Raw genomic sequence first — 18506 nt, 5'->3', positions numbered from 1 at the left:
AAAACACGCTCAGTCTACGCACATATAGCCTCTGGTGCGGCCTTCGGAAGGTACGGCCGAGGTGCTGTCAGCGATGCGTACCGGCCCATAACCCGGCGGACACGAACAACTGCCCGTCACGGGGTTAAGACCCGTGGCGGTGCAGCCCGAAAGGCTGTTCAGCGAATAACCGCCGCCACCTCGTCCGCCCGCCGATGCCCAGCGGCCCGCCCGGCAAACCAGCAAACCTCCATGCTGCTCTTGGACGACGACCCCTTCAAGCGCACACAAGGTTTGCGCAACCGCTTCCGTATTAATGTGAAGATGTTGTTCCACATATAAGGCTGACTGGGTGCTAAGGTTGCCGGCAATGCTGGCCGACCCCTGGAACTGGGGATCCCGGTGGTCCCGCACCCTTAGGTAAGCCAGGCTGTCCAACTGCTCTGCCGTCACGGCCAGTGCAACCGTTCCCACCGGCAATGGGGCCATCCCGACAACCGGAGGATTCGGAAACGAGAATGCGGCGCCCCCCACCGTATGGGGCCGATCTTCCATGACGGCTCCGCCGCTCCCCTTGGAGACCAGTAACCAATGAGCGACCATCGACGGATGATGAGCGCGCGAAACATCAATGCCCATGGGTTGATCGCTATAGACAAGAGCGTCTAGCCGGCAGGCCTCTGAGGGACAATCCGCCCCGCGTATCAGTTGTACTCCCGCGCCCACGCCTCGCGCGCCGTGCAATGGAAAACCCGGGGCGAGAAACCCGGCCACCCTCAGCTCGGCCGGCGTCGGACGAAGGGGGTCGCTAAACCCGGCAAGCTGCGCGGCCTCGCCTTGCTCAACCAGAGCGCCGGCATAGCGCTCAAGATATCGCATTACCGCCTGTTGCAGCGAAGCCATCCAGACCGCATGGTTCTCTGCCATGGCGTCACGGCCTCTTTGTGCGAAACGATCAGCGGCGAAGACCGCCAGCAAAGTCGCAATCAGCAAAGCAATCGTCAATTCAAGCAGGGCGAAACCCCGCTGCCTGCGCAAGGGTGTGCTCATAGGTGGGAGCTCGGCTTAACTGCTGACCGTGAAGACGAAGTCATTCGCGTCACCCCGTGCGCAACGGGTTTCGACCGCCAACGCGCTGTAGGGTGTCGAAGCGTCCTTAACGACGGTTGCCCCGCCGCCATCAGCTGCAAGCGTGATGACGTCCGATACACGCTGCATGATGGATGCCAGCGAGGGACATGCCGCATGATGGACGCGCGACAGCCCGATGGAAAAGGCCGCGCCCGCGGAGACGGGCTGCACCGTTAGCTCGCCATCTGAGCCCAGCCCGTGCAGCACTCTGGCCGTTGCATCGACGCCAACCACAGAGAAAATGCTGGAATCGCGCGCCAATGCAGCGAAGTGCGCGGTGCCGATGTCGGCATAGGGCTGTGAACTGCCGTTGGGAACATTGACCTTGGTTTGAAGAATGAACCGGGCAAGTTCTTCGCCGGCCTTGGGTACTTTGTTCTCGACGATATAACTGCCTATGGCAGGAATGCCGATAATGGCCAATAACAGAACAATGGCGGTGACAATGGATACCTCGACTAGCGAAAAGCCTTTCTGGCGGACGGCGTTAAGGTTTGCTGCGTTCATGGAGAGCTCCTTGGGTCGATGAAAAAAAGCGTGCCTTGGGTCATTCATTGGCTCGCATAGAAAATCATGAGAGATCGACGCAACTCGTCGATGACGGCGTAATGCCACAAGCCCAGCGCCAACATCCCGGTTACGCAGCAAGCCAGCAATGACCAGCGAAGCGTCTGGGCCTGCCGCGCCACCTGTGGCAGCACCCGCCCGTCAAGGCGGTCACGCAGCAGCATCAGGGCGTCGACCAAACCTCGAGCGTCGGCCATGTCCTGCAAATACCAATACAGCTCTCGATCAAGCAGGCCCGTATCAAATGTTTCGGCGCCCACCACCCCATGGTCGATGCGGCCCAGCATGCCGTCCAGGTGCCCACGCATCCAGGGTGACGCGCCAACGCAAAGCATCGCCAGCGCGGTGCGCAATTGAGTGGAGGAAGCGTCACGTCGCTGAAGCAGCACGGCCAGGAAAGACATGAAGCCCAACGCACTGAGACAACGATGAATGCGCCAAATGGAGCAATGATCCAAAAGGCGGCGAAGGGGGCCGGTCAAGTTGGCAACCGACCAACCGACCGCCACCGCTCCCAGGATCAAGACAATGGCCGCCGGCGGCCATGCCGACTCCACCACGGCGGCAAACCCGAACAAGGCCCGTGTGCGGGAACCGAAGTACTCGACCGGCAAGGCCTCGAACAAGCTCGCCAGTCGTGGCACGGTGAACAGCGGCACGGCCAGGATCGTTGCAGCCAACACGCACAGGGACAATACCCCGGACCGTATGGTTGCCCGCAGTATGTGTCGCGAGTGTCGCGCCAGCCCCGCCACATGCGCCAGGTCTCGTAACGTATGGACAAGCGCCTCGTTGCCGGAGATCTGCGCGACGCGGATTAGAGCCAGCTCGCTTGCGGGGAAACATCCAGACCATGTGGCGTAGAGATCGCCGCCGGACTCCGCATAAATGCGGCTCCAGGACGCCGCCAGGCGGCCGCGCGCAGTCCCTGCGTAGCGACGCGCGTCACGCTCGAAAACATCGCGCAACGAATGCCGGCCCCTGGCGCTTTGCATCGAAGCCGATAGAAACTCGTAGTAGTCGGCGCGCGCTGAACTAAACATACGGCTATCCCAGTATGTTGCCAACCCGCCCAGCATCCCGGCGCCTCGCATGACAACCCCCCGCCTCATGCCGCAGCCTCGACACCGGCACCGAACCCAAGCCGATACAGCCGCGCCTGCGCGGGAAGCGACATGAATGCCCGCTCGACATCGCGCACATCGATAAGGCCGAGCAAGGCTTTATACATGGCGCAATGCAAGATGGATGAAAGTGCTTCCGGACGATGCGTGCCCGGAAATACCGGCGCAGGCCGGCAGAGATAGGCAAGGCTGTCGCCGCGCCGGATTGAATGCAGCAGCTCGTGATCCAGGGTCGGCTCAATGTGCTCGGCGACCACGCTGCGGCCGTGGTACCCCGCCAATTCACTTGGCCCCGCCTGCCTGCACTTGTCGCAGCCGGCCGGATTACGCAACCGCACACATCGCGGGTCGCCGTCATAAAGCCGCGCCAGGATGCCCAGCCATCTGCTCCACGAACCCGACCCGGCCGGTGAAGCCTGCATTTTCATGGCTTCGCCTGCCGGCACGCAACAATTTGAACAAAGCAGAGGCAGCAAGGCCTGATGCACAAGCAACTTGAGCACCCCCGGGGTGGCAAGAAAATCGCGCGGCACCCCGATGAAGTCGGACGCCAGCCGATCTCCGACTAGCGCCGCGCCGGCGGCATGCGTAGTCGTGTACACGCTCACACCAGAGCCCGCCAAGTCGAGAAACGCCCGGCCTGACTCCAGGTCTCGGACTTCCCCGAGCAACACGTCATTCATGGCCGAGCGCTTGAGGGTTCGCAACTTTGCGCCGTAGTCGTCGTGGGCGGTTTCACGCAGCTCGCGGGCCACAGTGTTCTGTACTGCGTTGGGAATAAGGTACTCGACCGGGTCTTCCAGGGTAACGACCTTGCGATCAGATGGCACGCCCGCGATCAACGCAGCAAGACTTGTTGATTTGCCCGAGCCGACCGAGCCCGAGAAAACAATGGCTCCCCCTTGAGTCGCCATGGCTGACTCGATTATTTCGCATTGATGCGGCAGGTAGCCCAGTTGGGCGAGCGTGGGCGTTTCCAGCCATGCATCCCGATGCAACAGGCGCAAACATACACTGGGGCCGCGTTCGGCCGCCAGCGACGCCCAGCGCAGCAGCACCTGCCGGCCATCGACGGTCTTGACAAGGCTGCCCTGCTGTTCGTTCGTGGGGTCGAATACCGCGCCATTGCCCCCGCGAACGTCCATCCACACCACCGCCAGCATATCCAACAAGGTGCGGGTCGGAATGCGCTGGAAACGCTCCGGCGCAACATAGCGACCCGATAATGTGAACCTCACCTCGGAATCAGGATCGCGCAGACGAATATTGATGTGCAGATCACTGGCGCCATTGCGAACTCCCCATTCAAGCATGTCTTGGAAAGCGTCGGACAACGCCGTCCCGGAAGTTTTCGCATCACTTCGCGCGTGCGCGCTCGACACGCCTGCCGTGATCTGACCTCGCGCGATGGCCAACAACAATGGCGCCGGCAAGACGTAGCGCTGCGTCTGCGCCAAGCGGTAGCCGCTGCTGATCACATGCCGCGCCAGCGCATCGGCCTGGTCGCCATTGACGTGCTCGGCCAGAGCCAATATGGCCACTGTTTCGTCTTCCAGTTGTATGGGGCAAAGCCGGGCGGCCAAGGCCTCGACATCCAATTCGCGACTGAGCGAACGCAAGAAGGCCGGACGGATGCGAAGCATGTCGTCCGGACCATCGAACACAGGGACGCTGGCGCTGTCGAAGCCGGGCGCCGGCGCGGTGGCCGTCATCGTTTTATGGCCGGAAAGTCGGGTCCATGCGCTACGCATATTTCAGTTCCTTTGGATACCCTGTGCCGGGGCACAGAGAGATTCGCGCTGTTCGCCAAGCGCGATTTCCACGCAACGCTCGGTGATGTCCACAAGGCGCATGCGATGTGTCTTTCCCGGCCCCACAGCCTGTGGCCGGCCCCGCATGAACAAAAGCGTCTGGCCATCGACCATTACCTGCGCCATAAGCTTGCGGCCCACCCCATAAATGGCAACGAGGCTGGCCGCAGACGGCCCGCTGCTGCTTGACGGATCGAAGCGCTGCCCGGTGATCGTGGCGCCGGACACATCACTTTGGGCACGCAAACGCTTCAGCGCCTGCTCTGTTTCCAGCCGCATCAGCTCGCGCACTGAAAGCTGGTCGGCGGCCAGCTCGTCGACTTCATTTGCCGGCTCAGCGCCGGCGCAATACGCAACCACCGCCAGCAAGCCGGCAATTTTCCGGCAACGAAGCGCCCGCCACCTGCCGGGCTGCCCGCGCCTACGCTTTGTCGGCGCCAAGTAATTCATAGAGGTCTCCGTGAAGCGTGACGCGCAAACGGCTCGACGCAAGCGTGGGCGAGGTTGCCGTGCCCATGACAAGGCTGAAGCTGCGCCATCCAATGGAATGAGTATGCGGAAGCAGCAGGCTCACTGACCGCAAAGGACCTTCGAACCGGACCGCGCTGCTGGAATACCCAGGCATGCCCGCAGGCTGCGGTAGCGGCTGTCCTTCATCATCCAACGGCGCCCTGATCTCGATGACCTTGGATGGACCAATCTCGATTTTGCTGAATGCCGTCCGCATGCTCTGCCAGGCGCTTTGCAAATGGCGACGGTTATGGGCGCTTGTATTCAAATGACGCGGACTGACTACCTGTGTCGAGGTACGAAATTCCCAGGCGGCGCTTGCTCGCTCGATCGAGGGAAAGCTCAGCGCCCACCCCGACGGTACGCTCGTCAGCAAACCCTCATTGTTCGCACGAGGATGGCGACGATCAAAATCCGCAACGCAGCGCCATAACGCTCCGTCCGCCTGGCAGGCGACTCGGGCCAGACTCCAACCCGAAATCCGGGCCGGCACGCCTTGAACTTGCCGAAGCGCAGCATGAGTGGCTGTCACGCCATGCACCGTCATACCCCGTTCGGCGTCTTGTATGGCTTGACGCCACCGGGATTCAATTTCGGCCGTCGGGATGGCAGGTTGTGTTGTCTGGACAGCACGGGGAAACCATGCCCCATGCACGGCCGCCAACAATGCACACGTCAGGATCAGGCAGCAGATCCGAAAAAGCCATTGGCGACGGCGGCGGCCGGTATCACGCAGCAAAGTGCCCGGTTCTGACGCCTTGGCTATGGATTCAAGACTGGGAGCGTCGTCGCCGGCGCCTAGTACCACCAGACGGGGATGCGCGCCCCGCAGCGCCTCCAACACCAGGTGCGCTTGCTCGATCGAACGGCAAACGACGTCGGTGCGCGACATTACCGCCCCCTCGTGCACCGCCACCAGCCAATAGCCGGCCAAACCCAGATGCAGAACGCACGCGACACTGCCCGTCGGATACAAGCGCGCCATGTTCTGTGCTGCGGAGTGAAGCGTACACCGACGCAAGGCCGCCGAAGCGCGCAACAACCCATATCCGAAAGATGCAGGCGAAGGGCCATCCAGAACGAGGTGGGTTGCCTTGCGCTGACGTGCGATACGTTTCGCGGCCCTGGATGCCCGACCGCTGATCAAAGGCTGCCATTCCAGCCCGAAGACCAAGTGGTAAGTCAAGACGGGACGAATCAATATATCGTGCATGGCGGACCTTTTCAGCCCTCTTCAAGTTGGGCGGTGACCACCATGATGGTCGTCAGGTGCTGGCTGGCGGCCCTATCGCTGCCCCCCAGCACCATAGGGAATCCCGGATTGAGCCTGCGCTCTTCCGTCTCTTCCTGGCGACGCTCGAACCCCGAGATAACCAACGGCTGCCCCGGCCGCAGCGCCACCTGCTGCACCGTTCCGTTGCCATCTATGGTGATTTGCTGCAACTGCAGCGGATGAGCTTTGTCGCCAAAGGTGATCGACCTCAAGGGCTGGGCCACGGTATTGTCGTAAGCCACCGAAAGCAGGATCTGGCCGTCTTCTTGCGCGTCAGGCACCAGCGTCAACAGCGAACCGACAGTTTCCTCACGCTGACTAACCGACACGGTAGGCAGTGCCGCGCCCGAGCCGTCGGGCAGCGCGGTCGTCTGGACCTGGTCTATGTACGAGAAGGTGGTGCGCACCGCATGTGAGACAGGCCTGCGATTCAGAGTAAGAACCGGCAAACTGCTGCGACGAACTATCTTTCCGGCCTTCCCCAAGGCCTGCACCACCAGCTCTGATCCGCTGAACGAGCCTTGCTGGAGCCCCAAGCCGAGTCCGCCGGCCTGCTCAAGCGCACTGCCCGGCATAAATGCCGCAGCGGCCAACTTGGCGCTGGAGAACAGCAGGTTCCAATCAAGCCCCGCGTCGCCTGACTCATGGGTCGCCAGCGTGATCTCGTCCACGATAAGCCGTACGCGCCGCGTCAGTGAACGATTCTCTTGTTCAAGATACAAGGCTATGCGCTGCAGCACCTCGGGGGTGTCGGTAACCACGACCAGGGAACTGGCGCCGGGCTCGGCGACCACCACGCCGGCTTGGGACAAGAAGGGCTCTATCCGCTGGCGCACGACCTCCATCAGAGCCACCTTGCCGCCGCTAAGCCGGGTCTTGGACACACTTGAGAAACCCTGGCCGGACGTCTCGCTTCCCGCGCCCAACGCCGCTTCAGCATCGGCATTGAGAGTAAGGGCCCGCACATTGAATACCCGGGTTTCAGTGCGATAAAACTCGATGCGCTGCTCGGTGTAGCGCCACCGCACGCCTAGTGTGGCGGCAATGCGATCAAGCAGTTTGCTCAGTGGCCCCGGTTCGCCCGACAAAGTCATTGAGGTCGATGCCCCGACGGCATGAGCTGATGCCGCCGCGCCCCCGCCCAGGCGGGGCGAAAAGCGTTCCTGGGGTAGCAGTGCATCTGGCCGGACATGGACAGGAATGCCTGTTGCCAACGTAATGCGCTGTGCAATGGCGGGCAGATCGAGCGCCGCACCCGGGAAAACCAATGTCGTACGTACGTCCGCACGCAAGGCGGGAGGAAGCGTGATCTCGCGCGCCAAGGGCTGGGCGCGACCGGCCAACCAGGGACGATCCACATGCTGTGCCGCACGTCGCGCCCGTGCACTGCCCACCGCATCGGAAAAGATACGGCGCTCGTTCGTCACCTGTGCGTGGGCAGCCTCTGCCGAGAGGGTAATTTCTTGCAGCTTCTGTTGCAGGGCGCAACCTGCCAGCGGCGCAATGACACACAACACGGCAACAAGCCGCCACCCCGGCATGGAGCGCAACACGCCGGCGGGCCTGGGCATAAGCGGCCCATCAAGCTGCGAACGAGGGGCGGTCATCAGGCTCGCTCCAGAGGCGCGCTACGGTCGCAGCTTTGCGCATACGAGACAACACGCAGAACCTTGTTCGCATAGAAACAGGGCTGCAACGGCCGCTCTGACAGCTCAGTGGACGCAAGCAACTGCTGCACAGCCTCTTCGAACTCCAGTTCAAAAACGGCGGTTCCGGCAATAGGAATATCTATGTCAACAGCCCAGTGCTCTGCTTCGAATGTCCATCCCGCGGACCGTGCCCAGCGCGACAAGGCCAGGCGTAAGTTACCGTCTTCGGGGGAAACCCGATAACGCAGCATGGGCTTTGCCTCGGGCGTCATACTCAACGAAAAGGCCACTGCCTCACCAGCCGGGGATGACACTGAAGACAAAGGAGCGATGGCCGCGACATTCGGCGCGGGCGCCAAGTGGGCAGCGGGACGCTCCGCATCATTTACGGGAAACTCCCCGGATTTGGCCACGAGCGCGGCTGTCGGCCCATCAGATGCTGTTTCCAGCGGCTCGTAATCGGATAAGGAAATTTCGTCGTTGGCCGCCACTTGCCGCGCCTGGCTCTGGAGCGCCCCGGCACGCAGGATCAGCAATGGCCACACGCCATCAAGCACGACATACGGGCCTTGCACCCGATGCGTCAAAAGCCGGTCGCCCTGTTCGGTGCGAGCAAAAATGGCGGGAATCGTTTGGCTTGGAGCGAATTGCAACCAGGTGTTCCGGCCATCATCGAACACTTGGATCGGACCCGCCTGCCGATCGCCCGACAAGCGCCAGGAGAAGTCGTAAGAAGCTTCTGCAGACGCTACCGAGTTGGTTTGCAGAGGACCAAATAAGGACCAATCGGGCAAGCTGGCGCAGCCCACAGCCAGCGTTGCCCATAGCCCCACGATACAAGCCTTCACCGCCGTTTGCGTTGTCATCGACCCGCCCACCAATCATTGAGTTGAGTCGATATTGGCCAGGCTTAAGCCCAATCGCCAGACCGAGATATACGCATGGAAGAAAACGTCCCAACGTGCAGGCGATTTCTATTGAAAGGTTTACCTCTATAGTTCAACAACTTACAGCCATTACCTGCCAACCGGCTTTAAATTCCCCACTACGTCGGCCAGACGTATTCAATTTGTCACACCAAACTTCGTACCTGTCTGGTACTCTAGAGCCGCGTGGAAGGTACCCATTACAACTGAGCTAACCAGCCAAAAAACCTTTCCTCCGGCCTCCACCGGGCCATATGCTGCGGCTGCGCGCCGTACGTCAGGGCGCTGCAACGGCACACACAATAATTATGCTGCCAGCTTGGTCGGGTCGAGCAATCGCATTGCGATAAGTCCTTGACCAGCCCACCGAAAACGGCACTCACTCAGGAGACTAGTCATGAACGAAATCATTGAGCAGTACTGGGCTCGTGCACTGAAAATCACGCGCCAATATGAATCAGGCGAGGTCAACTTCGCCGACCTCACAGGCCTGGGCGACGAATTCGCAGCTTCGTTCATCGAAGAACTGAACGACATGCCCGAGCCTATACGTGCGCGATATTGCGCCGGACTCGAAACCAAACTCAGCACCGCCATAGCTAAAAACGACTTCGACAGCCAGGCGGCGCAAGCGCTCAGCGAACTGCGTGTTTCCATCATGCGCACCCCCATCTACTAGTAAACAAGCCCCATAAGGGCACGCGGCTCACCGATCCCTCGGGGCTTCGTGCGGCTTACTCCCAAGCCCGGCTTTTGCCGGGCTTTTCGTTCTGCCTCGCTCGCAGCCGCTAAAATGGGGGCCATGAAAATCGCTTTTGTCTTTCTAAGCATGCTGGCCATGACGCTCACGTTCTGGTGGGCCGCGCGACGGCATGATGGGCGCTCTCGTCTGAGCTGGCGGGATAAACGACGCATCGCCGTTCAGAGCCTGGTGGCAGGTATCGCGGTCTATTTTTTCTTATTGTTGGCTGCCGCCCTATTCCTGACTTTTTCAAACGTTTAAAAGGGGCGCAGTTGTTCACGGTTGGCCCTCCACGTCTGGCGACAAATAGAATAGAATGTAAAGGACTTTACATTCAGTGCCCAGCTGCGGCCATCTTGTCACAATTGGGCTGTTAGCCGTTCTGCTGTCATGCGGTTCAGCCGCCAGGGTTTCTCGGTTCCAGAATGCTATGCGTCGCCCTATTCCCACACGTCAGAATTTTCTGCTGGTTTGCTTGCTTGGTACATTGCTAAGCGGGGCTTCTGCCGCATCGAGCAACTGGCCGGCGGCACCCTCGCGCCTGGCGCTTGATACGCCGTACGGCACGCTTCAGGTCATTGATAACGAGTACATCTATGAATCCAGACTGCACTTCAACGACGCCGATGTAGCGCCTGTTGTCGAGGGCCTGCTCAATATTCCCTATGCTTTCAGCCTGCCTTCTTCGCAAATTGCGCTGGTTTCCATCAACACAGGCAACGCCGAATGTCCGGTTTCGTATCGTTGGGTCGTCTTGAAGGAAAAAGGCTACACCATGTCACCGGCCTTTGGTTCATGCTCTGATCAGATCAAGGTGTCGGTCAAGGGCAGCTCATTTGTGGTGCACACGCCCAACGACCAGAAGCCGGATAAAATAGACGAGTACGCCTACGACGGGAAAACCATTCGTAAGCGCACGCGTCCCTGATCACTCTTGGCAAATAATTTTGGCGAATCCTGAATCTTGGGGGTTTCTGCACCCCGAATGTCATGGCCAGAACGCCCTTCTGTTCTTCAGCTGGGATCTGGCTAAAACCATCGAGCAGCAATTCAAGCTGCATGCCGATTCACCGGTTTCGACGCAACTGCTCGAAGCGCAAAAAGCGGTCGACAGGCTTCTTAACCAATACGTGCAAATCCAGGCTAATCCCAAGGCCTTCGAGGGCCAGAGCATCACTCTCAAGCTCGAGCAAGCCAGCTCCGAAGCCGAGGGCGTGCCAGTGCTGGCATTACAAACGTCTCCTGAGTTGGAAGCTCTTATCCTCGAGATGCAATCGCAATTGCAAGGCCCGCGATCCATCAACTAGAATTTCGCACGGTACGAGCAGAAATTTTAAGCCGGCTGTCGTTATCAGCTCGCCATATTGGTGGAATCTTCGCTTGAGCATGGCTGCAAAAGCAAGATATCGCTGGCCAAAGTCACGTTGTGTTGGCCTGACACCCCCGCCCGGATTGCTTCGCGAAGCAGATCGAGCAGTTCGTCCTCGCGTTTTTCAACGTGCATCGAGGGCACGTATATCGTGTCGTCCCTACTCAAGTACAAAAGGCAACCCTCTGCGTCTTCGAAATAGGCCTTGATATGCCCTTCGATGCCTTTATTCAAACGCTTAATGAATTCACCGTGCGACATTTTTTCCCACGACAGTTGAACAATCCGCGGCACGCAAAATCGTGTTGACCGCAAGCTTAGCGACAGCATGTCGCCCTGTAAAGACGCAAATGGCGTAGTCCTTCTAGTATATTTGTCATGATCCCAAGCGGCGTCACAGTATTGGCGCAAAGAGAAGCTGCTGAGTTAAGCTACAAAAGCCGGCAATACTTTGGGCGCAACCCAACAAGGAGATCTGATGCCCCCTACCGTCGCCACGGCCTCTCACGATTTCAGTGCCCTGTTCCACGAAATCTTCACCCGCTCCTCCGAGGGCATACTTCTGATCGACAAGCGCGGGCGCATCACTTGGGCTAATGAAGCCGCATTGCGGATGCACGATGCCGATGGGCCGGCAGACCTTGGGGGTACCGCTGCAGGCTACCGAAAGCGCCATTCGCTGCGCTTTCGCAATCTTCGCCCGCTCAGCCCCGAGCAATATCCAATAGACCGACTCAAGCGCAACGGTAGCTTCAATGAAATATGCCTGGAGGTCAGGCGCAAGAATGACGACGGCTTTCGTCGAATTCTTGAGTTCCGCGGCCTAGCTCTTGAGAACGACGGCAATACATTTTCGCGCGCCCTTGTCATGCTGGATGCGACCGAAAAACACGAAGCCCAGGAACGGTTCGAAAAGACGTTCAACGTCAATCCCGCGCCCGCGATCATCTGCAAGCTTGCCGACCTGCGCTATATCAAGGTAAACCACGGATTTCTCGGCATGACCGGCTACCGGCGGCAAGACCTCATCGGGAAATCCGCCCATGACATCGACGTGTTGCGCCAGGCCGAGCAACGCCAGGAAGCCCTTGAAAGCCTGGAGCAAGGCGCGACCATCCCTCAGATGGAAGCCGTGCTTCGACGGTCGGACGGCAGCGACCTGCATGTCATTGTTGCGGGACAGCCGGTGGACGTCGACAGTGATCCTTGCATGTTATTCACCTTCATCGATCTTACAGCCCGTCGGCAGGCACAGGAACGTCTACGCCAGTCAGAAGAAATTTTCTCCACGGCTTTCAGGCTTGCTCCTGTGCCAATGACATTAAGCACGCTTGCGGATGGCCAACTACTAGAGGTCAACGAGGCCTTTTTACGAACCACCGGACACGCCGACATAGACGATGCCAATCAGGCGCTAAGCAAACAAGAGCTATGGCTTGATCCGGACGCACAAGAAAATCTCGCCAAGCTGGTCGACCGCGACGGAAGCATACGCAACGTCGAGATACAGCTGCGCCTGCGATCGGGACAGTTCCTGGATTGCCTGGCGTCGGCGGAAATGGTCACTATCGGCAGCGACCGGTGCATACTCTGGGTGATTCAAGACATTACCCAGCGAAAGCGCTCAGAAGCCGAGTTGATGCAAGCCATCGAAGTGGTCATGCAGGATGCCTCATGGTTCAGCCGCAGCGTGATAGAGAAACTGGCCCAACTGCGGGGAAGTCATGGCAAAGCAGGGAAATCAGCTGAACTGGCCGACCTGACCCAGCGCGAACACGAAATCCTCGTCCACATGTGTCAAGGCAGCGATGATCGCGAGATCGGCCGGGCGCTTGGCATATCCCCGCATACAGTTCGCAACCATGTCGCTGCCGTGTATAGCAAGATAGGCGTCCACCGCCGAGGCGCTGCCATTATCTGGGCGCTCGAACGCGGCATGGGCGGTTAAACGGCTTACGGCCCCATTCATCATTCGCCGCTAGGAGCCTCTTAATGGAGCCCATACTCGCACCCGGCAGGAATTGTTGGCGGATCGAGCAGTGCGCCCGCGCTTCCGTCATTATCGATGCGGCCGACTACTATCGCTGCATACGCCAGTCAATGGTTGTCGCCCAGCATAGAATCTTGATCATAGGCTGGGATTTCGATACTCGAGTCCTGCTCGAACCGACCAAGCGGCGAGAAACGCTGGGGCATTTTTTTCTCTCCCTGGCCAAGCAGAACCCCGCGCGCCGCATCGACATTCTTAAATGGAGCTTTGGTGCGAAAAAGCAATTCCTGTCTCCCAGAGCAGCCTGGACCCTGTGGCGCTGGGCTCGCACCGAAGCCATCGAATTCCATTTCGACGGCGCTCATCCAGCGGGTTGCAGCCATCATCAAAAAATTGTTGTACTCGATGATCGGCTTGCGGTCTGCGGCGGCATCGACATCGCTACGGCCCGGTGGGACACATCGCGCCACGCAGACGAAGACCCACACCGGCGTCTGCCGAACGGCAAGCCATACCCGCCCTGGCACGATGCCACCATGATGCTTGCCGGGCCGATCGCGGCCGTATTGGGCGAACTTGGCAGTGACAGGTGGTTTTGCGCCACATCGAAAAAACTCGAACCTGTTGAATCTCCCGCCCGCGAGATGTGGCCCGCAGACCTTGCGGTCCAATTCGAAAACATTGCCGTGGGTATTGCCCGCACGCGCGCCCAATACAACGACCTTTCCGAAGTACGAGAAATCGAAGCCCTTTATCTGGATATGATCAGTGCGGCCAAGCGCTTTGTGTATATCGAAAACCAATACTTCACATCAGCCAAAATTGCCGGAGCCATCGCCAAGCGGCTCGAAGAGCCCGACCCGCCTGAATTCGTGCTGGTTATGCCGCGCACCGCAGACGGCTGGCTTGAACAAATGGCCATGGACGCCGCACGCACACGCCTGGCACGCCAAATCGCCGAATGCGATCACAAGAACCGCTTCCGCATTTATGTTCCCGTTACTCAGCAAGGCGGCGACATCTATGTTCATGCCAAGGTTGCCATCGTCGACGACCGGCTTCTGCGCATCGGTTCGTCGAATCTCAATAACCGGTCGTTGGGGCTGGATTCAGAGTGCGACGTGATCATAGACGCAGCGTTTGAGCCCAATCACGGCACACCCAAGGCCATGGCTGACCTGCGAACAAGGCTCCTAAGCGAACATCTGGACGTCACCCCCGACTTGTTTGCGACCAGGTTCGAGCAGTGCGAATCGTTGATCGAAACCATCGAAGCGTTGCGCGGAAACGGCAAAACCCTAGAGGCTCTCGATCTCATCACTCCGGGCCCCCTTGAACAATACATCGCCGACAACGAATTGCTCGATCCCGAAGACGCCGAGGGATTTCTCGAGCCCATGAGCCAGCGAGGGCTGCGCAAACACTGGGCTCAAGGTTTGTCATGGATACGCCGACGAAGGAAACGCGGCACCTAGGCTTGGTTAGCCGCCGCGCCGCAGCCGTTGCAGCGCAGCGCGATTCAGCCGCCTGGCTTCCTCTTCGGCATAGTCCCGCTCTCCCGACTCGTAGCGGCCTTCATACATGCAGCCGCTCCGGTTCCCGTAGCAATCACTGCGATGATGCGCGCTTGCGGAATCACCGGAAGCTGGCGACCCTCCGAACGAACACCCGGATACCAACCCGGCAAGCAGTACCACCGTGCCGCAACGGCTGAAACTCTGAAGACGCATAAACCCTGATCCCGCAAATAAGACTAAGAAACTTACACCTGATTGGAACACAACAGCGCCTGTGGCGCCCCGTTTCCATTGTATGGTCGGCCGGTGCAGGCAACGATTCAGCCGAGTAATTCATAGTAACTGCGAAGCTCAGGCCCTAGACGCGTCAGGTGTCGAATTCCAAGAGCAGACTTGTGTCAGCTACAGAGTCGCGGCACTTACCAAATACTACAACCGGCCGAATGAATGTCGATAATATGAGTAGGCCCAGGACTCACAAAAAGGAGCCTGTCATGCGGGCAACTGTCGAATCCCCATACAAGGGACAATGGATCGAACTGACTGAAGTAGAAGATGAAGGGCTTTTTCTCGCCGGCGTTCGCATTACTAAAGACGCACCAGAAACCGCCAGCCGGAAATGGACCAACCTCGAGACGGAAATAGCCGTGTATTTCGACTTTGAAGCAGCCAGTGAAGACGCCCTGGTGCGAGCCAAGGCACATATCGACAAAAAGAAGCATTAAACAGAAAGCGACCCCGCCATGCGGGGTTTTTTATTTGCGCCCAGCATACTGGGCGCAAATAAAAAATGCCCCGCAAGGCAGGGCAAAACAATTGCAACAACGTATCCAATCGGATACCATGATGGTCATGAACTCGATTAACCGAACTGCCGAATTTACTGAATGGCTAGCCGAGCTCAAGGACCTGAAAGCAAGGGCGAAAATAATTGTTCGCATGCGCCAAGCGGCCAAGGCAACCTCGGCGACGTAAAGCCCATCAGCGATGGCGTTTCGGAAATGCGCATTCACTTCGGCCCAGGCTATCATATTTACTACGCCCGCGAGGGCCGAGCCGTATACCTCTTATTGATTGGCGGCGACAAGTCTACGCAAAAACGGGACGTTAAGACCGCCATAACCATGTGGAAACAGATTAAAGAGGAACAGCCATGACTTCCATAAAAATAGCCCCCTTCGACGCCGCAGAGTATCTTGACAGCGAAGAAGCGATTGCCGAGTACCTATCTGCAGCCTTAGAAGAAGACGACCCCGCCCTATTCCTTGCTGCACTGTCCGACGTGGCCAAAGCTCGCGGCATGACCAAAATGGCCAAAGACGCCGGGCTTGGTCGTGAAAGCCTATATAAGGCACTCGCCCCAGGAGCCAAGCCCCGCTACGACACGGTGCTAAAACTAGCCCGCGCCGCAGGTGTAAAGCTCACCGTAGAGCCTGTCCACGCTTAAAAATAGCCGCTCAACGCGGCGGGCATCCCCTCAAGGGTGATGCCCGTACTTCTTGCGGAACTCACCCTCCATGTGCTCACAGGTTCTAGCCGTAAAACGCTGCTCAGCAGGTGTCAGCGCTTTTCTTTCGGTCTCAGACCAACAAAACTGGATGACATCTCGAGCGCTTTGGTTCTCGACAGTCTGTTCGCTTGGCTGGCAATAGCCTATAAGCATGATCAAGTCAAACACGAGCGCCGCCCCCAACCTCCAGGTTGTTAAAGAGCAATGCCCATTCAACAGAACCACCAGAACGCAAAAGGCCACACACCAAAAGCAACCCGAAGATGTGTAACCTCTGATGTGTGGCCTCGTATCCAGTTAACAGAAGGCTATCGCCCTGCTCTGGTTCGTGTCGCGCCACTGCGATTTGACGACGTTAGCCAAAACCCACAATGCAACACTGTGTTCTGTCCGTTCTGTTTCACGAACTGCCGTACCTAAGTACGAAACTACGCACCGTTCGCTGAGTCTTGTCAACCCATTCGAGCGGACTTACCTCAGGATCACAACCGCCACGACTACAGCGGTAAGCCCTATGACGGCCCATGAAACTACGCCAAGCCACCCAGCCCTATTGTATTTATCCCGAGGTTCTCTTGTACGCTGGGCGGCTACAAAATCACATGCCACCTTCTCTTCTTCGGTCATGTATGCGTAGGGGATGCCGTGCTGTTCGGCCAGTTCGTGACTAGTGCGAACAGACAACGTCACCCAATCATCGTCCGTCATCGGAACGCGCTTGCCTCGCCTATTCCCCTCTTCAATTCGGTCGGCTAACTCTTGTATTCTTTGATCCATGCTAACGACTCCGGCATCGTCGCTAGGCAGAATAACCATGGGCTCATGTGCCGCTGCGTGGCCTTTATTTTTCATCATGCGGCTTGTCGGCCTACTTTATTATTGATGTGTTACTAGGATACCAGCATGACGTAGCGGCGCGACCCGTACCCCGTTTCGTCCGTAACCAACCGAGTCAGGGCAGCTAATTGGGGCCGAAGCCAAGGCACAAAACAAAAGTCCCGCCCTTAGCACCTGTGAGTAGGCGAAAGAAACGGAGCCAGTGGCCCAGCAATTCAAATCTATGCGGCCAATACCACCTCGTGGCGCGGCTTGATCACTCGCGTGTCCTGACTTAGCGTAGCTGTGTCGTGCTGCTTGCGTTGCCATATAGGCGACGATGGCGCGCTGACGGTGCATTGATATGGGGGTCAATGCCCATAGGGGCGGTCAACCCAGTTCGATTAGGCTTGGAGACTCCAGTAACCAAACTTTTCCGAAAAGGATTGACCATGGCTGAGAGCAACATACCTCCTGATCCCATAAAGGCAGTTGAAGAGCTGAAAGCGTTCCGGCTAGGCATGCTGGCGTCGCTAGCCGCGCTCAAGGCTTCCGTACAGGCATCACCGAATTTCAACCGGCAAGCACTCGAAGAATCAGTCCTGTACTTCCTTGGCCAGCCGCCGGACACAGAGCTTCTCGAGGATTTCGAAGGGCCTTTGCGGATACCTATGCGTGACATGTCGGACCTGCTCAAACAGATGAAGCATGTGGAGTGATCGTGATCTCTCCGCTCTTGCGTATCTCCCAGCCAGGGCTGCGAATGCGGTCCTGTACGCGCACGACACACATCCGTTCCAGCGTCGGACGAATAAGAAACAGGATGATTCGTGCATATAGGCGTTTAAACATGAGACTCCTCTTTGAGTTCGGGCCTCGACGCAAAGTGGTGGTGGAGCGCCTCGATAGTGCTGATGCGCGGATCTTTCACCTCGCCGGACCGAATCTTCTTTATGGTGCTTTCGGGCACACCCGTATCGCCAGCCAGCTTCGGGAGATGGCTCCACTTGACGCCGCGCAAGTGCGTCACGACGTCGATGAGAAGGATTGTTTTCTGTTCCATGCGCCCATTATCGACTCATATTTGGGCCACCTAAACCCGCACTTGGGTTAAATAATCTGGGAACATCCCAAATATGAGCACCGACGCCATGAAAACCCTTGCAGATACTATGAACCGGCTGATCGGGCCGACGGGGATTTATTCGTCGAACGCGAATGCCAGCGCAGCAACCCAAACCGTTTCTCGCTCCACCTTCGACCGCCTACGGAATGGTGACAAGATAGGAGCGTCGGCAGCAGCCATCGACAAGCTCGATGGTGTTGCTGCAACGTTCGGCGTTGAGGTCTGGCAATTGTTTGTGCCAGGCATGGACCCAAGAAACAATGTTCCGAAGCTCGTGACTGATGAGGAATTAGAAGCGGTGCTGCCCGAAGATGAGCGGGACTTGCTCGCCGCCTACCGCGCCCTAGGGAAGAAAGAAAAGAAGTACCTCCTCGCCGATGCCACGAAATATCTAAGCGACAAAAAATTTAGCTAGATTTGTAGTGAGTGCTTTCTTTCAATTGGCCGCGCAGTAACAAAAATTTAG

The 18506-nt window shown here is 58.3% G+C and carries 22 protein-coding genes; 11 read left to right on the top strand and 11 right to left on the bottom strand.

What is annotated here, in order from left to right; all coding sequences use genetic code 11:
* Nucleotides 1-9: 9 nt before the first annotated feature.
* The 8 genes from ACIY1O_RS12565 to ACIY1O_RS12530 form a co-directional block, all read right to left on the bottom strand.
* Entirely contained in the window at nt 10-1029 is a 1020-nt protein-coding gene (locus ACIY1O_RS12565; protein ID WP_397475439.1) for a type II secretion system protein, read from the bottom strand.
* Nucleotides 1030-1044: 15 nt separating this feature from the next.
* Nucleotides 1045-1617: a type 4 pilus major pilin gene (locus tag ACIY1O_RS12560; RefSeq protein ID WP_397475438.1), complete on the bottom strand. Its 573-nt coding sequence runs from the start codon at nt 1615-1617 to the stop codon at nt 1045-1047.
* A 44-nt stretch (nt 1618-1661) separates the two neighbouring features.
* Nucleotides 1662-2720 (bottom strand): type II secretion system F family protein, encoded by a 1059-nt coding sequence (locus ACIY1O_RS12555; RefSeq protein ID WP_397475437.1) that lies wholly within the window; start codon nt 2718-2720, stop codon nt 1662-1664.
* Nucleotides 2721-2785: 65 nt separating this feature from the next.
* Entirely contained in the window at nt 2786-4552 is a 1767-nt protein-coding gene (locus tag ACIY1O_RS12550) for an ATPase, T2SS/T4P/T4SS family (protein ID WP_397475436.1), read from the bottom strand.
* Nucleotides 4553-4555: 3 nt separating this feature from the next.
* Entirely contained in the window at nt 4556-5062 is a 507-nt protein-coding gene (locus ACIY1O_RS12545) for a hypothetical protein (protein WP_397475435.1), read from the bottom strand.
* Nucleotides 5034-6335, bottom strand: a complete 1302-nt coding sequence (locus ACIY1O_RS12540) for a type IV pilus inner membrane component PilO (protein ID WP_397475434.1) — start codon at nt 6333-6335, stop codon at nt 5034-5036. The genes ACIY1O_RS12545 and ACIY1O_RS12540 overlap by 29 nt, the downstream gene beginning before the upstream one ends.
* Before the next feature lie 11 nt (nt 6336-6346).
* On the bottom strand, nt 6347-8002 hold the full coding sequence (locus ACIY1O_RS12535) for a hypothetical protein (RefSeq protein WP_397475433.1): 1656 nt from the start codon (nt 8000-8002) through the stop codon (nt 6347-6349).
* Nucleotides 8002-8910: a TrbG/VirB9 family P-type conjugative transfer protein gene (locus ACIY1O_RS12530; protein WP_397475432.1), complete on the bottom strand. Its 909-nt coding sequence runs from the start codon at nt 8908-8910 to the stop codon at nt 8002-8004. Before ACIY1O_RS12530 ends, ACIY1O_RS12535 begins: the two co-directional genes overlap by 1 nt.
* A 457-nt stretch (nt 8911-9367) precedes the next feature.
* Here ACIY1O_RS12530 and ACIY1O_RS12525 point away from each other — a divergent pair, with 457 nt between their 5' ends.
* The 4 genes from ACIY1O_RS12525 to ACIY1O_RS12510 all read left to right on the top strand — a co-directional run bounded on the left by ACIY1O_RS12525 (nt 9368) and on the right by ACIY1O_RS12510 (nt 11019).
* Entirely contained in the window at nt 9368-9649 is a 282-nt protein-coding gene (locus tag ACIY1O_RS12525) for a hypothetical protein (protein WP_397475431.1), read from the top strand.
* Nucleotides 9650-9772: 123 nt separating this feature from the next.
* Nucleotides 9773-9973, top strand: coding sequence for a hypothetical protein (locus ACIY1O_RS12520; RefSeq protein WP_397475430.1), 201 nt, complete (start codon nt 9773-9775; stop codon nt 9971-9973).
* 169 nt (nt 9974-10142) lie between these two features.
* On the top strand, nt 10143-10640 hold the full coding sequence (locus ACIY1O_RS12515) for a hypothetical protein (protein ID WP_397475429.1): 498 nt from the start codon (nt 10143-10145) through the stop codon (nt 10638-10640).
* Between the two features lie 19 nt (nt 10641-10659).
* Nucleotides 10660-11019: a hypothetical protein gene (locus ACIY1O_RS12510; protein ID WP_397475428.1), complete on the top strand. Its 360-nt coding sequence runs from the start codon at nt 10660-10662 to the stop codon at nt 11017-11019.
* A gap of 44 nt (nt 11020-11063) precedes the next feature.
* Here ACIY1O_RS12510 and ACIY1O_RS12505 read toward each other — a convergent pair whose 3' ends face one another.
* Complete coding sequence (locus ACIY1O_RS12505; protein ID WP_397475427.1) at nt 11064-11342, bottom strand: hypothetical protein; 279 nt, start codon at nt 11340-11342, stop codon at nt 11064-11066.
* A gap of 217 nt (nt 11343-11559) precedes the next feature.
* On the opposite strand from ACIY1O_RS12505, the gene ACIY1O_RS12500 reads away from it, so the two are divergent.
* The 5 genes from ACIY1O_RS12500 to ACIY1O_RS12480 all read left to right on the top strand — a co-directional run bounded on the left by ACIY1O_RS12500 (nt 11560) and on the right by ACIY1O_RS12480 (nt 16035).
* Nucleotides 11560-13029, top strand: a complete 1470-nt coding sequence (locus tag ACIY1O_RS12500) for a helix-turn-helix transcriptional regulator (RefSeq protein ID WP_397475426.1) — start codon at nt 11560-11562, stop codon at nt 13027-13029.
* Nucleotides 13030-13073: 44 nt separating this feature from the next.
* Entirely contained in the window at nt 13074-14546 is a 1473-nt protein-coding gene (locus ACIY1O_RS12495; protein ID WP_397475425.1) for a phospholipase D-like domain-containing protein, read from the top strand.
* A gap of 536 nt (nt 14547-15082) precedes the next feature.
* Nucleotides 15083-15313 (top strand): hypothetical protein, encoded by a 231-nt coding sequence (locus tag ACIY1O_RS12490; RefSeq protein WP_397475424.1) that lies wholly within the window; start codon nt 15083-15085, stop codon nt 15311-15313.
* Nucleotides 15314-15475: 162 nt separating this feature from the next.
* Complete coding sequence (locus ACIY1O_RS12485) at nt 15476-15745, top strand: type II toxin-antitoxin system RelE/ParE family toxin (RefSeq protein ID WP_397475423.1); 270 nt, start codon at nt 15476-15478, stop codon at nt 15743-15745.
* Entirely contained in the window at nt 15742-16035 is a 294-nt protein-coding gene (locus ACIY1O_RS12480) for an addiction module antidote protein (protein WP_397475422.1), read from the top strand. Before ACIY1O_RS12485 ends, ACIY1O_RS12480 begins: the two co-directional genes overlap by 4 nt.
* Nucleotides 16036-16569: 534 nt before the next feature.
* On the opposite strand, the gene ACIY1O_RS12475 is transcribed toward ACIY1O_RS12480, so the two are convergent.
* Complete coding sequence (locus ACIY1O_RS12475) at nt 16570-16875, bottom strand: hypothetical protein (protein WP_397475421.1); 306 nt, start codon at nt 16873-16875, stop codon at nt 16570-16572.
* A 491-nt stretch (nt 16876-17366) separates the two neighbouring features.
* Here ACIY1O_RS12475 and ACIY1O_RS12470 point away from each other — a divergent pair, with 491 nt between their 5' ends.
* Nucleotides 17367-17633 (top strand): hypothetical protein, encoded by a 267-nt coding sequence (locus ACIY1O_RS12470; RefSeq protein WP_397475420.1) that lies wholly within the window; start codon nt 17367-17369, stop codon nt 17631-17633.
* 125 nt (nt 17634-17758) lie between these two features.
* Here ACIY1O_RS12470 and ACIY1O_RS12465 read toward each other — a convergent pair whose 3' ends face one another.
* Entirely contained in the window at nt 17759-17977 is a 219-nt protein-coding gene (locus ACIY1O_RS12465; protein WP_397475419.1) for a helix-turn-helix domain-containing protein, read from the bottom strand.
* A 73-nt stretch (nt 17978-18050) separates the two neighbouring features.
* On the opposite strand from ACIY1O_RS12465, the gene ACIY1O_RS12460 reads away from it, so the two are divergent.
* Nucleotides 18051-18455 (top strand): hypothetical protein, encoded by a 405-nt coding sequence (locus tag ACIY1O_RS12460; RefSeq protein WP_397475418.1) that lies wholly within the window; start codon nt 18051-18053, stop codon nt 18453-18455.
* Nucleotides 18456-18506: the final 51 nt, after the last annotated feature.

This window comes from Pusillimonas sp., from assembly GCF_044464525.1.
Classification (GTDB): domain Bacteria; phylum Pseudomonadota; class Gammaproteobacteria; order Burkholderiales; family Burkholderiaceae_B; genus Pusillimonas.
The sequence above is the reverse complement of the archived record's forward strand: the minus strand, read 5'-3'. Positions and strand labels throughout refer to the sequence as shown.

Coding starts and splice junctions, on each gene's coding strand:
- ACIY1O_RS12565 (WP_397475439.1), bottom strand. CDS start 1,029: ATGAGCACACCCTTGCGCAGGCAGCGGGGTTTCGCCCTGCTTGAATTG.
- ACIY1O_RS12560 (WP_397475438.1), bottom strand. CDS start 1,617: ATGAACGCAGCAAACCTTAACGCCGTCCGCCAGAAAGGCTTTTCGCTA.
- ACIY1O_RS12555 (WP_397475437.1), bottom strand. CDS start 2,720: ATGTTTAGTTCAGCGCGCGCCGACTACTACGAGTTTCTATCGGCTTCG.
- ACIY1O_RS12550 (WP_397475436.1), bottom strand. CDS start 4,552: ATGCGTAGCGCATGGACCCGACTTTCCGGCCATAAAACGATGACGGCC.
- ACIY1O_RS12545 (WP_397475435.1), bottom strand. CDS start 5,062: ATGAATTACTTGGCGCCGACAAAGCGTAGGCGCGGGCAGCCCGGCAGG.
- ACIY1O_RS12540 (WP_397475434.1), bottom strand. CDS start 6,335: ATGCACGATATATTGATTCGTCCCGTCTTGACTTACCACTTGGTCTTC.
- ACIY1O_RS12535 (WP_397475433.1), bottom strand. CDS start 8,002: ATGACCGCCCCTCGTTCGCAGCTTGATGGGCCGCTTATGCCCAGGCCC.
- ACIY1O_RS12530 (WP_397475432.1), bottom strand. CDS start 8,910: ATGACAACGCAAACGGCGGTGAAGGCTTGTATCGTGGGGCTATGGGCA.
- ACIY1O_RS12525 (WP_397475431.1), top strand. CDS start 9,368: ATGAACGAAATCATTGAGCAGTACTGGGCTCGTGCACTGAAAATCACG.
- ACIY1O_RS12520 (WP_397475430.1), top strand. CDS start 9,773: ATGAAAATCGCTTTTGTCTTTCTAAGCATGCTGGCCATGACGCTCACG.
- ACIY1O_RS12515 (WP_397475429.1), top strand. CDS start 10,143: ATGCGTCGCCCTATTCCCACACGTCAGAATTTTCTGCTGGTTTGCTTG.
- ACIY1O_RS12505 (WP_397475427.1), bottom strand. CDS start 11,342: ATGTCGCACGGTGAATTCATTAAGCGTTTGAATAAAGGCATCGAAGGG.
- ACIY1O_RS12500 (WP_397475426.1), top strand. CDS start 11,560: ATGCCCCCTACCGTCGCCACGGCCTCTCACGATTTCAGTGCCCTGTTC.
- ACIY1O_RS12495 (WP_397475425.1), top strand. CDS start 13,074: ATGGAGCCCATACTCGCACCCGGCAGGAATTGTTGGCGGATCGAGCAG.
- ACIY1O_RS12490 (WP_397475424.1), top strand. CDS start 15,083: ATGCGGGCAACTGTCGAATCCCCATACAAGGGACAATGGATCGAACTG.
- ACIY1O_RS12485 (WP_397475423.1), top strand. CDS start 15,476: ATGGCTAGCCGAGCTCAAGGACCTGAAAGCAAGGGCGAAAATAATTGT.
- ACIY1O_RS12480 (WP_397475422.1), top strand. CDS start 15,742: ATGACTTCCATAAAAATAGCCCCCTTCGACGCCGCAGAGTATCTTGAC.
- ACIY1O_RS12475 (WP_397475421.1), bottom strand. CDS start 16,875: ATGGATCAAAGAATACAAGAGTTAGCCGACCGAATTGAAGAGGGGAAT.
- ACIY1O_RS12470 (WP_397475420.1), top strand. CDS start 17,367: ATGGCTGAGAGCAACATACCTCCTGATCCCATAAAGGCAGTTGAAGAG.
- ACIY1O_RS12465 (WP_397475419.1), bottom strand. CDS start 17,977: ATGGAACAGAAAACAATCCTTCTCATCGACGTCGTGACGCACTTGCGC.
- ACIY1O_RS12460 (WP_397475418.1), top strand. CDS start 18,051: ATGAGCACCGACGCCATGAAAACCCTTGCAGATACTATGAACCGGCTG.